An 11,768-nucleotide genomic window follows, 5' to 3' on the forward strand; every position below is an offset into this window, starting at 1 on the left:
GGGGAAATGGGGCAAGCACTACTCCTGCTCTTACTCGTCGAGCCGGACTGGTTGAAAGATCTGCCTCTTGCCATTCCTTCGGTGCGACAAAGGTTGGGCAGGCTATGTGTCGCAGCCATTCGCGGAGAAGGCCAGGGGGGAGGTGTTAGCAAATGGGCGGCGTCCGCACTCCTGAGAGCGGTGTCTAAAGAAGTGTTCCTTGATTCTTTCGCTTTACTCTTCATGGCTTGTAATGAGCATGAGGTGCGCTGGGAGTTGATCCTGGGGATGCACACCTTATCCAGCCGTCCATACCACCAGACTCAAGGGGTACAATCTAGAATCGCCGCGGCGTGTCTTGATGCGCAGAGCCAGATTTTGCCACACGAAGAAGAGTCCGGTGCCATGATCGACACTTTGCAGAGGATGGAGCGGTCAGCGAGGTCGCGCGAGCGTGCCGCGACGCGTCCGACCATGCAATCCGCGTGGCAGGCACTACGAAGAGATTATAGGGCACTTTTTGCTCGTCATCCTGCCATCGCTGGGGATGCGCTCATTGTTGTTGACGCACTCGACGGGCCCAGTATCCGCGAACAAGGACGCATCGGTGGTTCGTGGAAGCCGCCGGGCGGATGGGACAGTGTCCGTGCCGCTTGGCGAAACTGTTCTGACTATATCGGGACTCAGGTTGTACCCAATCTTCCCTTTGTACGTCCCATTATCGAAGTATACCTGGACATGGAGAATTCGTGGGGTATGCGCCGTAGGGCAGAGGTGTTGTTGGATTCTCATGAAATGTCGCTGCTGAAGCTACAAACTCTGGACCGAGGTATGGAGGCGCTTGAGAACGACACGCTGGGCGAGCAAGATCGGAATGACTTGGCGGACCTATTCAGGGATTGGTTTGCCAGCGTATTGGAAGCTCCCGTGGGACGTGGCCCTACCGGCGATGCTGAAGACGCGGCTTACCTCTACCGGGCGTTGGAGCGGTGCCCGGCGAATGTGGAAAAGGTCTGGGCTGAAGCCCGGACGAGGCTCATTGCGGAAGGTACTGAACCGGTTTTCGCGGGAGCCTCCATCCCCGCGGATATGGTGTTTTGCGACAGGATGGTACTGCGTGATGCGCTGGTCCACGTTATGGAGAACGTCTACTCAACGAGGCACAGAGGGAGGCGACGCGAGCGGCGGGTTATCGAGGTGTCTCACAAGGTGGCCAAAGGGCAGCTTGTGCTCGAGATCAAAAATACCGGTACAGAGGAGGCGGAGTATCCTGGCCAAGGCATGAGTCGCTTCGATGGTTTGCTCGGGAATTTTGGGGGCTCGCTGAAAGGGTCACCCAGCGATGGAAGGCCGTTTACATACGTAGCTACACTCGTTCTGCCGTTGTGGAACGGAGTGCAGGAGGAATATAATGAAGACGCTAGTAATCGTTGACGACAAAGACGATGCGCGACAGATTTACGCGCGAAACTTGAAACTACAGTTGGCACCGCTCTTGGGGGGGTATTGATGTCAAGGAGTTTGATCAGCCCTTAGACGCAATCGAATATCTTATGGGGCCGAACAATCCAGCGGACATTGTGGTCGTTGACATGTTCTTTCCGCCGGAGGACGACCCTGGGGCAGCTGCGGAGGATCATGTACCGCGGGGCCTCGACGTCATTCAAGTGGGTCATCGCCGAGGCGCGGTAGTTGTCGGCTTGTCCATCGGGAATGTTAATCGTTTTCCGGACCTTGAAAATGACGCCAAGAACGCTGGTGCTCACCTCTTTGCTTACAGGCAAAAGATACAGGATCCGACGAAATATGGATGGGCTCACTTCTCTCAAGATATTGCTGACCTGGTTGACGTTCAGTATAGGGTGGGCGACGACCGTGCCTCTGGTGTTTCCGCATCAAGCGACCACATTCTGGTCTTTGTTGCGTTGGCGGCGGAACTGGATGTTCTAAAAGGTCGATGGGGGGTTGCAGAATAGAATGGGGGATGCAACTTGGGACGGCAAGTTGCCTGGCTCAGGTCTCGCGGTTAGGGTTTTGCCGGGCCATGGACCAGGGCGTGTGCGATCAGCAGTTACGGTAATGCACTATCTGCACACAGTGGATACGGAGAATCTACTATCTGTTTGGGTTGTCGGCATCGCTGGCGGCTTCGAGGAGCAAGATGTGGCGCTAGGGGACGTGCTTGTGCCGGACGTTGTGGTTGATCTGGGCACACGAAAGTTGCTTGGAGACGAACCGCCGGAATTTCGGCTACAGCCTTCTCCAGTGAACGGCAAACTTCTTCATTTTCTTCGTTCTGGCGACTTCGATGACGCTCTTTGGTACCAATCCGTTTCAGATTTGCCGCTTTACCCGCAGAGGGTCCGGCCGTCGCTAAAGATGGGGGAGGGTATCGTTTGCGCTGATGAAGTCGTGGCAAGTGACGAGTGGCGCCAAGAACTCATTGAGGCTTGGCCGAAGGTGACGGGTGTCGAGATGGAGGCTGGGGGCGTTGCGGCCGCTCTATTGCAGACTGCTACCGCTCGCCCCTTTTGCGTGGTAAGGGGGGTGTCGGACCACGCCGATCCACTGAAGTCTGATACCTCTTGGCGTGTCCATGCGATGAACGCCGCGGCTATCTTGGTCGAGTTGTCCGCCGTGGCTGTAAGCCGGGAATGATCGAGGTCCCTTGAGGGATAACCAGCTTTGTGAGCTAGGCCGGTGTGGAGGGAGGGCCCGGCGGCGCACCCAGTGCGTTTGACCGGCGGGTGCAGACGCATGATTCTGCGGTCATCTAGTATCGCTCTCGTCTTGAGGATCTTCACCATGCAGGGTGTAGTTGGGGTCTGAATCCGCCGACCTCCAGGAGCGCTCTTGCGATGTAGTGGGTGAGGTACGGAATCCCAGGGCAGGCCGCGTAGGTGCTCGAGACCTCCCTTCACGGTCTCGGTAAGCCATTGCTCGTGCGGGCCGCTCGAAGTAGGCCAGGACATCACAGACGCGTCTGGCCAGGGTTGCGGCCGAGCTTGCGCAGCCGATCAGCGGCCTGGGTGCGCCGTCGGTCGGTGAGGGCGTCGATCACCGAGCGCATCCCGATGTGGCCGCCTGCGCGGTCGGGGTCACGGTAGGCGGAGATCATGCGCTGGTAGATGCCCCAGGGCAGCTCGACCTGCAGGTGCTCATCGCTGGCGAAGAGCCGCTTTGTCGAAGCGCTCCTGCTGGCGTTCGGTGAGCAGGTCGGCTCCGGTGTGCAGGGTCCGCCGCGCGGCGGAGAAGGGGTCGTCCTTGCGGCTCCGGTGCCCAGCTCGGGAGGGCCCGGTCTCGTCGCGGACCGGGATGAGGTCGATGACAGGGTGCCGTACTTGTCTCCCTTCCTGGTGTGCCGCCAGACGTGCTCATCCGCGCCGATCACGGGGACACCGTTGAGGCGGCCCGGGTCGGCGATGGGCCGCCGTTGTCCTTCGGCCAGGACTGCCTCGTTGGCGGTGTTCCAGGAGACGGCGAGTCCTTCGGCGACGCGTGCTATGGACCGGTGCTGGGTCACGATGCCGACCAGTGCCCACCGCGGTCCGACGCGGGAGGTCTTCGCGCGCGGCTCGGCCGGGGCGGTGGTGTCCTGGCGCCACACGGACCCACTCTTTGCACCGGTACCGGCGCAGGGTGACCAGCAGGGTCGTGGGGCGCCACCCGAACGGTTCGTGCGCCCAGCTCTCGGGTCACCGTGTCGCGCGGGACGCCCTGGCAGTCGCACCGCCGGACCAGTCGTCCGGTCCGGTTTGACGACCCGGCAGGCGAACACCGCACGATCAGGTTCGAGAGCTGGCCAGTGACTTCCACCTGGCCGTTGACACCCAGGCGGGTGCAGGTGGTCAGGTAAGGGCGCGTGAAGGTAGCGTCAGGCACGTCGAGGTCTGTCGGATGGGTGGTGTGAGAACTTCCATCACCAGAAGACCTCGACACCTACCCCCGGACCGGCGCGCCAGCGCGCACTACACCCTCATTTGTGAAAGGCCCGTTTTGACGGCGGGCGCAGATGCGTGAGCCTGCAGCTCACCGAAGACCACTCCCGTTCTAGCGCGCCGCGACGAACGCGCCGAGCAACGATCCCTGAGGGACCCGGCGGCCCGGGCGGCCTGCCCTTGACCGGTGGAATCATGGGTGGCAGCAGCACTCATCGCAGGCTCCTCCTCAAGCAGATCGACGAGACAACTATTCCGACCGTACCCCAGAAAAGTACTGCAGTGGGGTACGCAATCGGCGCGATCCGGTGTGCTCTGCAACGCCCTGAACTGCAGGAATGGGTTCTCGCGTGCCCCAGACGTGGACTTTGCAAGCAGGGGGTTAGGGGTTCGAGTCCCCTCGCCTCCACCCAGGTCAGAGGCCCTTCCCGGGATCCGGGAGGGGCCTCTGTCGTGGTCAGCTATCGCCCACCACGGTCAGGCCCGACCCGCCACCGCCCACCAGGGTGAACGGTGCGTCGCGGGACGTCACCGGCAGGCTGACTACGCCTCCGTCCGGGACGACCCGCACACCGAGCAGGAACGCCGTCACCCGCAGGTGCAGACGACCATCAGCACCGCAGCCCAGGACGGCCGGACCTCTGGCCGGTCCCCGCGCAAGGTGCGGGACGGCATCGGGGTAGGGGTCGTCATACGCCTGCGCCCGTCCCTCGTGCGCCTCGAACAGCTGCTCCACCTCGGACCACGACCTCGCCCGCACCGACCCGGCCACGGCCGCGACCACACCGTCGAGGGTGGACGCCACGGTCGCTGCACCCGTCCGGCCGGTCACCGTCCACCCGTGGGGGCCGCCGGTCACCCGGACGCCGTGGCCGACCGAGGTGAGCAACCGCGCGACGTCCCCGCGCCGGCGCGGGCCGGACACGAAGGGCGTCGCCCAGTCCGTGGCCGACCCGCAGGCGCCGCACACCTGAACCGACCTCCGGCCTCAGCCGCGAGGGAACCGCTGCTTGAAGTCCTCGGCGATGGTGTTGAACTGGGCCCACTCCACGGCGTCGTGCTGGTTGATGTGCTCGATGAGGCGCTCGAGCATGAGCAGCACCTGCGGCCGTCCGGACACATCCGGGTGCACGGTCATCGTGAACACCCCGTAGTCCATCTCCCGGTAGACCCAGTCGAACTGGTCGCGCCACAGCTGCTCGATGTCCCGCGGGCTGACGAAGCCATGGCTGTTGGGGCTGGCCTTGATGAACATCATCGGCGGCAGGTCGTCGAGGTACCAGTTGGCCGGGATCTCCACCAGGTCCGTCTCCTCGCCACGTACCAGCGGCTTCATCCAGTCGCGGGCGTCCTTGTCGTAGTCGATCTTGGTCCAGGAGTCGCCGACCCGGACGTAGTACGGCTCGAAGTCGCGGTGCATGAGCGAGTGGTCGTAGGTGATGCCGCGGTCCAGCAGCAGCTCGTTGGTGATCGGGGAGAACTCCCACCACGGCGCCACGTAACCCGTGGGCCGTCGGCCCGCACGCCGCTCGATCAGGTCGATGCAGTAGTCGAGGATCTCGGTCTCCTGCTCGCGGCTCATCGCGATCGGGTTCTCGTGGCTGTAGCCGTGCGCCCCGATCTCGTGGCCGGCTGCGACGACCTCGTCGAACTCCTCCGGGAAGGTCTCGATCGAGTGCCCCGGCCAGAACCACGTCGACGGCAGGTCGTAGCGCTCCAGCAGCCGCCGCATTCGCGGCACCCCGACCTCCCCGGCGAACATGCCGCGGGAGATGTCGCACGGGGAGTCCTCCCCGCCGTAGGAGCCCAGCCACCCCCCGACGGCGTCGACGTCGATGCCCAGGGCCACGTAGATCTTCTTGCTCATTGCCAGCTACCTCTCTGTCGGTTGCGGTGTGCAGGATCGTCGGAGCCAGGTCAGGCGTAGCGGTCCACGAGCTCCTGGGTGACCTTCTCGCCCGTGGATCGCAGCGCGGCCAGCAGCAGCCGTGCGTGGAACAGCGGCAGCGCCCCCATGGAGAGAGCGCCGGCGTCGAGCAGGTCACGGGCGCCGCCGTTGCCGTAGAGCGGCGCGACTGGACCCTCGGCGACGCGGGTCGAGACGCCCACGGTCACCCCCTGCGCCACCGACTCGGTCACCCACCGCAGCAGCGCGTGGTTGCCGTTGCCCGCCCCTGTGCCGGCCAGGACGACCGCCTCGGCGCCCGCCTCGACCGCGGCCCGGGCCAGGGCGGCGTCGGCCCCCGGGTGCAGGGTCACGACGTCCACCCGCGTCGTGTCGAACCGGGCCGTCAAGGACAACGGCGAGGTATGCCGCACGGGCCGGGCGTGCAGGCGGACTCCGTCCTCCCCCACGGTCCCCAGCGGCCCCCCGTCGGACACCGCGAACGGCTGCGGGGCCAGGGTGTGCGCCTTGCGGAACCGGCCGCCGGGCAGCGCCAGCCCCGCGAAGACCAGCAGCGGGCCCATCCCCTCCGCATGCGGGTCGGCAGCGACCACCACGGCGTCCCGCAGGTTTCGCGGCCCGTCGGTGTCGGCGTGGTCGGCCGACCGCTGGGCGCCGGTGAGCACGACGGGCTTGTCGCTGCGCTGGCACAGGGACAGCAGGAACCCGGTCTCCTCGACCGTGTCCGTGCCGTGGGTGACGACCACCCCGTCGACGTCGTCGCGGGCGACCGCGGCGGCGACCGCCTCGACGACCTGCCGCAGGTGCCGGTGCTCCAGCAGGTAGGACCCGAGCGTGAACACGTCGTCGGTCTCCACCTCGACGCCCTCGGGGGCCAGCTCGCCGAGCAGGTCCCGGGCGGTAAGGCTGGCCACGGCGCCTGACCCGTCCGCGCTCGTGGAGGCGATCGTGCCGCCCGTGCCCAGCACGAGCACCCGCCGGGGTCCGCCACGGCTCCGATCGGTCATCCGCACCACTCCTGCTCTGTCCAGCACGCTAGCAGCGGGCCCCGGACCACGGAGCGTGGGTGAACCTGGCTGAGCCTCCCCCGGGCCGTCGCCTGTGAGACATTCGTTCCCATGTCGGACCTGAACGGCCTGCTGGAGGACCTCGGCCCCGCCTGGTCCGGCGCGCTCGTGTTCGTCGTCACCGTCCTCCTCAGCCTGGTCATCCATCGCCTGCTGACCCGGGGGATCGACGGTGCCGACGGGCAGCGCCACACCGGTCGTCAGGTCGGCCGCTTCGCCAGCGTGGCCGTCTTCGTCCTCGGCAGCCTGTGGGCGCTGCGGGTGAGCGGCCTGGAGGTGGGGCCGCTGCTGGGGGCGATGGGCGTCGGTGGCATCGCGGTGGCCTTCGCCGCCCAGGACCTGCTGCAGAACTTCCTCGCCGGTCTGCTCATCCAGGCCCGCCGGCCCTTCAAGGTGGGGGACCAGATCACCAGCCTCGACTACGAGGGCACCGTGCTGGACATCGACCTGCGCGCCACGCGGCTGCGCACCTACGACGGTCTCGACGTGGTCCTGCCCAACGCCGAGGTGCTGCGCCACCCGATCGTCAACCACACCCGGACGCCGTTGCGTCGCACCACGCTGGTGGTCGGGGTGGCCTACGACACCGACCTGGCGCTCGCGCAACGGGTGCTGATCGAGTCGCTCGCCGGTCTGGACGAGCTGCAGGCCACCCCCACCCCCAAGGCCTGGGCCCAGGAGTTCGGGGAGAGCGCCATCACGTTCGCGGTGATGTTCTGGCACGCCTCGGACATGGCGTCCACCTGGGCCGCCCGCAGCGCGGCGGCGATGGCGGTCAAGCGTGGGCTCGACCGGGCAGGGGTCCAGATCCCGTTCCCCCAGCGGGTGGTGCGACACGTCACGCCCCAGGAGGGTCAGGACGCGCCCGGGTGAGGACCGGTGGGGATTCAGGTACCAGGCATGTGGTGCCAGTAGTCCCCGCCCGGCCTCAGCCGGTGTTCTGCAGACCGGCGGCCATGCCGCTGATGGTCAGCAGGAGCGCGCGGTGCCAGGGCCGCCCCTCCTGCGTGTCCGCGCCGGTGGCATCGAGCTCCTCGAGGCAGCGCAGCTGCACCCGGCTCAGGGCGTCGATGAGCGGCTGTCGTCGTTCGACAGCCGTCCTCAGGTGGGGCTTGTGCTCCAGGAGGGTGGTCTGGCCGAGCACGTCCAGCACCTGCTCGCGCGTGCGTCGCATCTCGGCCAGGATGGTCGCCGTCAGCTCCGGGCGGCCGGCGCGGTCCAGGAACTCCCCGGCCAGCTCCTCGTGGCTCTTGGCCAGGCTCATCTCGGCCACGTCCAGCATCGAGGACAGGACGGGCCACTCCCGGTAGGCGGCGCGCAGCGCGTCCCGGTCCGTCTCGGCCGCGAGGGCGGTCCCGAGGCCGTACCAGCCGGGCAGGTTCACCCGGGTCATCGACCACGCAAAGACCCACGGGATCGCCCGCAGGTCGGCCAGGCTCCGACCAGACCCGGCCCCGCGACGGGCGGGACGGGAGCCCAGCCGCAGGTCCCCCAGGACGTCCAGGGGGCTGGCCTCGGCCACGAGGTCGGCGATCCCGCCGGTGTCCATGAGGTCGCGGTAGGCGGTCCTGCTGGCCAGCTCGAGCCGCTCGCCCAGGGCGGCGTGGCGCTCCCCGGCCCGCTCGCGCCGACGCACGACGTCGGGTGAGTCAGCGAGGAGCACCGCGGAGGCCATGCGTTCGAGGTGCTGCTGGGCCAGCCGCACGTCGGCGTAGCGTGCGTAGATCACCTCCCCCTGCTCGGTCACCTTGAGCCGACCGTCGACCGAGCCGGTGGGCTGGGCGGTGATGGCGCGGTGCAGCGGCCCGCCACCGCGCCCCAAGGAGCCTCCGCGCCCGTGGAAGATGGTCAGCTCGACGTCGTGCCGTGCGGCCCAGCTCACCAGCTGCTGCTGGGACCGGTGCAGGGTCAGCGTCGCGGCCGCGGGGCCGATGTCCTTGGCGCTGTCCGAGTAGCCCATCATCACCTCGACCCGGCGGTCGCGCTCCTCAAGCCACGAGCGGGTGGACGGCAGCGCCAGCCACTCCTCCAGGGTGCTGCCGGCGGCCCGAAGGTCCTCACCCGTCTCGAAGAGCGGGACCACGTCCAGGCGCAGCGGCCTGTCCCCCACGGCCAGCCGGGCCAGGGCCCGCACCGCCACGAGGTGGTCGGCGCCCTGGCTGAACGACACGATGTAGCGTCCGCAGCATCGCACCCCCCAGCGATGCTGCAGCCAGGACATGACCCGCAGCGTGTCCAGCACCTCGCGCGTGGCCGGGGACAGCTCCGGGAGGGCGATCGGCCACCCGTGCCGGGCCAGGGCGTCCAGGACCTGCGGGTCGCGGGCGGCCCGCTCCGGCTCATCCACGGGGCGTCCGTCGACCGTGGCGCCGTGGGTCCGGACGTGACCGAGCAGCTCGACCAGGGCCTGCACGTGCACCCCGCTGTGCTGACGCACCTCGAGCTCGGCCAGGTGGAACCCGAAGGTCTGCACCAGCCACACCAGGTGCAGCAGCTCCCCGTCCGCGGCCCTGCGGTCACCCGCGTCGCGGAGGGAGGTGCGGACCAGGGCCAGGTCTGCCAGCAGCTCCTCGGGGTCGGTGTATGCCGTGCTTGCCGCGCCCTGGGCGGTGGCCTCCAGCCGATGGGCGACGACGAGCAGCTTCTGCCGGTGGGGCTCCGAGGGGGAGTCCTTGGCGATCCCGGCGAAGTCGCCCGGAAGGGCAACGGCGTCGTTGGCGAGCGCCTCCCGGAGCGCGGCGGACGGCGGGGTCCCCTCCTCGTCCATCGTCAGGGTGCGGGCCACCCGCTCGACGTTGGCCTGCAGCGTCCGCAGCGCCACGCCCGCCTGCGCCTCCATCGTGGCCCGGGTGACCTCGGCCGTCACGTGGGGGTTGCCGTCGCGGTCGCCGCCGACCCATGACCCGTAGCGCACGAGGGAGGGCAGCTCCTGGTCGACGGGCCCCTCGTCCTGGGCGGCCAACGCCGCCTCCACCGCCCGCTGGAAACGCGGAAGGGCACGGAAGACCGTGGTGTCGAAGATGGACAGCACCGTGCTGACCTCGTCGACGGGTTGGGGGCGGGTCGTGCGGAGGGTCGAGGTGCGGTGCAGGATGTCGATGTCCTCGAGCATGCGCCGACGGGCGAACGCCCGCTCGGCCGGCCCCGAGGTCGGGTCGGCGTGCCGGTCGAGCTGCTCGGCGAGGCGGCGCAGCGCGGTGGTCACCGCGCGACGCCGCGCCTCGGTGGGGTGGGCCGTGAGCACGGGGTGGAGGCACATCCGCGCGAACCGGTCACGGGCCTGGGGTCCCACACTCCCCACCGTCGGACCGACGTCGCCGGTGTCGACCGACCCCCCGTGCTCGCCGTCCTCGGTGCGGAGCGAGCGGGCGCGGTGACGCTCGTCGGCCAGGTTGGTCAGATGCAGTCGGACGGTGGCCGCGCGACTGACGGCGGCGACCTGGTCCGGCCCCCGGGGAGGAGCGAGGTCCCCGTCGTCGGACCCGTCCGGATCCTGGAACCGTCGCAGGACCTCGACCAGGTCACCCTGCCCCGCCTCCTGCAGCACCTGTTCGTGCAGCTCGGTCAGCAGGTCGAGGTCGTTGGCCAGGTGCCGCATGCCGACCAACGTACCGGCCAGGGCGGGTCGTCGTCCGGCAGGGTCACGCCGCCAGCAGCAGCGCGAGCGCCGCGGTGTCCACGTCCGACCCCGGGTCGACGTTGGCCCGGCTGGTCATCCGGGTGACGTGACCCTGGGCGTCCGCCTCGACCCACGCGGCCCGGTGGTCCAGACCCAGGTCGGGCAGGCCGGGCAGGAGGAGGCAGCCGGAGGCGGTGGCGTACTCCGGCACCGACGCCAGCGTCGAGCCGGGCGGGTGGAGCACCGCCAGACCAGGGGGCGGGTGCGCGGCATACCGCCCGGGGACCATCTGCCCCAGGTCGCCGACCTGCACCTCGGCCATCACCAGGCCGACCGCGTGATCGGCACCCTCGGGCGGCTCCTCGATGACCCGGAAGACCGTGCTGCCGCCGAGGAGCCCCGGCACCGCCGCCATCTGCACCGCGAGCAGCAGGAAGTTGGTCCACTCCAGGGTGTCGTCCGGCCACCGGTTGGAGATGACGAAGCCTGCCAGCGAGCCGTCCTTGGTGCACGGCGCCACCTCGACGGGCGGCACCTCCCGATCCGACACGACGACCTCCTCAGGAACCTCGTGTGATGCAGGTCACTGCTTGGTCCTTCCAAGAGTGCCACGCCCGAGGGTCGGGGGGAAGCACCGGCAGGTCACGATGCGGTCGCGCCGCCTCCTCAGAGGAACTGCGCCGGGTCGAACTCCTCGATCGGGATGATCCGCATCCGCGGCAGCGTGGAGTTGAACGCCCGCGTGTCGTGCTCGAGGTCGTAGAACTCCATCCCGCGGTGCACCAGGTCGGTGAACCCCGAGTTGCGGAACTCCTCGAACGCCACCAGCCCGACCCGCCGCGTGCCGTCGAGCAGCGGCTCGACCGAGGCGAGGAAGTCGCCGTCGTGGGAGACGAGCATGACGTCGTCCTCGCGCTCGGCGAGCGCGTCCAGCGTGCGCTGGATGGCGATGTCGACGATCTTCTCCTCGGCCGACCCGGACAGCGGCACCGGCGTGTAGCCCAGCGCCCGCAGCGCCTGGACGAAGGACATCGGCAGGCCCGAGCTGGCGTTGAGGAAGAACAGCCCCTTGGCCGGGTTGCCCCAGGTGTCCTGGACGAAGCTCAGCAGCCGGTCCCACCGCGGACGCTCCTCCGGGTGGGGCCGACGCCCCAGGATGCTGTTGCCGAGGGTGGCGTCGATGTTCTCGCCGTCCACCAGCAGGTACGAGGTGCTCATCTCTCTCCTAGGTTGATATCGGTTGATCTACGAAAAACACG

The 11,768-nt window shown here is 68.0% G+C and carries 11 protein-coding genes and 1 pseudogene; 5 read left to right on the plus strand and 7 right to left on the minus strand.

The annotated features are described in order from the left end of the window. The 3 genes from BJF81_RS17190 to BJF81_RS03705 all read left to right on the plus strand — a co-directional run. Positions 1 to 1,413 (plus strand): hypothetical protein (locus tag BJF81_RS17190; protein ID WP_237769997.1); only part of this gene is annotated, 1,413 nt, incomplete at its 5' end. Positions 1,414 to 1,571: 158 nt separating this feature from the next. Next, positions 1,572 to 1,955: a hypothetical protein gene (locus BJF81_RS17195; RefSeq protein ID WP_143780649.1), complete on the plus strand. Its 384-nt coding sequence runs from the start codon at positions 1,572 to 1,574 to the stop codon at positions 1,953 to 1,955. Between the two features lies 1 nt (position 1,956). Further along, positions 1,957 to 2,637 (plus strand): phosphorylase family protein, encoded by a 681-nt coding sequence (locus BJF81_RS03705; RefSeq protein WP_075957211.1) that lies wholly within the window; start codon positions 1,957 to 1,959, stop codon positions 2,635 to 2,637. 142 nt (positions 2,638 to 2,779) lie between these two features. Here the strand turns inward: BJF81_RS03705 and BJF81_RS03710 are convergent. Together BJF81_RS03710 and BJF81_RS03715 are read right to left on the minus strand one after the other, a co-directional pair. After that, positions 2,780 to 3,861 (minus strand): annotated as a pseudogene (locus BJF81_RS03710) (transposase). A 513-nt stretch (positions 3,862 to 4,374) separates the two neighbouring features. After that, entirely contained in the window at positions 4,375 to 4,722 is a 348-nt protein-coding gene (locus tag BJF81_RS03715) for a hypothetical protein (RefSeq protein WP_143780651.1), read from the minus strand. On the opposite strand from BJF81_RS03715, the gene BJF81_RS17200 reads away from it, so the two are divergent. Further along, the gene (locus BJF81_RS17200) at positions 4,712 to 4,891 is read left to right on the plus strand and encodes a hypothetical protein (RefSeq protein WP_143780652.1); all 180 of its coding nucleotides are present in this window, start codon (positions 4,712 to 4,714) and stop codon (positions 4,889 to 4,891) included. The two genes, BJF81_RS03715 and BJF81_RS17200, sit on opposite strands and share 11 nt — an antisense overlap. 14 nt (positions 4,892 to 4,905) lie before the next feature. On the opposite strand, the gene BJF81_RS03720 is transcribed toward BJF81_RS17200, so the two are convergent. After that, on the minus strand, positions 4,906 to 5,784 hold the full coding sequence (locus BJF81_RS03720; protein ID WP_075957213.1) for a polysaccharide deacetylase family protein: 879 nt from the start codon (positions 5,782 to 5,784) through the stop codon (positions 4,906 to 4,908). 50 nt (positions 5,785 to 5,834) lie between these two features. Next, positions 5,835 to 6,830 carry an asparaginase gene (locus tag BJF81_RS03725; protein WP_075957214.1) on the minus strand — a complete coding sequence of 332 codons (996 nt, stop codon included), beginning with the start codon at positions 6,828 to 6,830 and terminating at the stop codon, positions 5,835 to 5,837. Positions 6,831 to 6,941: 111 nt separating this feature from the next. On the opposite strand from BJF81_RS03725, the gene BJF81_RS03730 reads away from it, so the two are divergent. Then, positions 6,942 to 7,763, plus strand: coding sequence for a mechanosensitive ion channel family protein (locus BJF81_RS03730; protein ID WP_075957215.1), 822 nt, complete (start codon positions 6,942 to 6,944; stop codon positions 7,761 to 7,763). Between the two features lie 55 nt (positions 7,764 to 7,818). Here BJF81_RS03730 and BJF81_RS03735 read toward each other — a convergent pair whose 3' ends face one another. The 3 genes from BJF81_RS03735 to BJF81_RS03745 all read right to left on the minus strand — a co-directional run bounded on the left by BJF81_RS03735 (position 7,819) and on the right by BJF81_RS03745 (position 11,727). Then, entirely contained in the window at positions 7,819 to 10,488 is a 2,670-nt protein-coding gene (locus BJF81_RS03735; protein ID WP_075957216.1) for a phosphoenolpyruvate carboxylase, read from the minus strand. Positions 10,489 to 10,531: 43 nt separating this feature from the next. Next, positions 10,532 to 11,059: a peptidase gene (locus BJF81_RS03740; protein WP_075957217.1), complete on the minus strand. Its 528-nt coding sequence runs from the start codon at positions 11,057 to 11,059 to the stop codon at positions 10,532 to 10,534. Between the two features lie 116 nt (positions 11,060 to 11,175). Further along, positions 11,176 to 11,727 (minus strand): NYN domain-containing protein, encoded by a 552-nt coding sequence (locus tag BJF81_RS03745; protein WP_075957218.1) that lies wholly within the window; start codon positions 11,725 to 11,727, stop codon positions 11,176 to 11,178. Positions 11,728 to 11,768 lie beyond the last annotated feature (41 nt).

The organism is Ornithinimicrobium sp. CNJ-824 (assembly GCF_001942405.1).
Classification (GTDB): Bacteria; Actinomycetota; Actinomycetes; order Actinomycetales; family Dermatophilaceae; genus Ornithinicoccus; species Ornithinicoccus kibberensis.

Coding starts and splice junctions, on each gene's coding strand:
- BJF81_RS17195 (WP_143780649.1), top strand. CDS start 1,572: ATGTTCTTTCCGCCGGAGGACGACCCTGGGGCAGCTGCGGAGGATCAT.
- BJF81_RS03705 (WP_075957211.1), top strand. CDS start 1,957: ATGGGGGATGCAACTTGGGACGGCAAGTTGCCTGGCTCAGGTCTCGCG.
- BJF81_RS03720 (WP_075957213.1), bottom strand. CDS start 5,784: ATGAGCAAGAAGATCTACGTGGCCCTGGGCATCGACGTCGACGCCGTC.
- BJF81_RS03725 (WP_075957214.1), bottom strand. CDS start 6,830: ATGACCGATCGGAGCCGTGGCGGACCCCGGCGGGTGCTCGTGCTGGGC.
- BJF81_RS03730 (WP_075957215.1), top strand. CDS start 6,942: ATGTCGGACCTGAACGGCCTGCTGGAGGACCTCGGCCCCGCCTGGTCC.
- BJF81_RS03735 (WP_075957216.1), bottom strand. CDS start 10,488: ATGCGGCACCTGGCCAACGACCTCGACCTGCTGACCGAGCTGCACGAA.
- BJF81_RS03745 (WP_075957218.1), bottom strand. CDS start 11,727: ATGAGCACCTCGTACCTGCTGGTGGACGGCGAGAACATCGACGCCACC.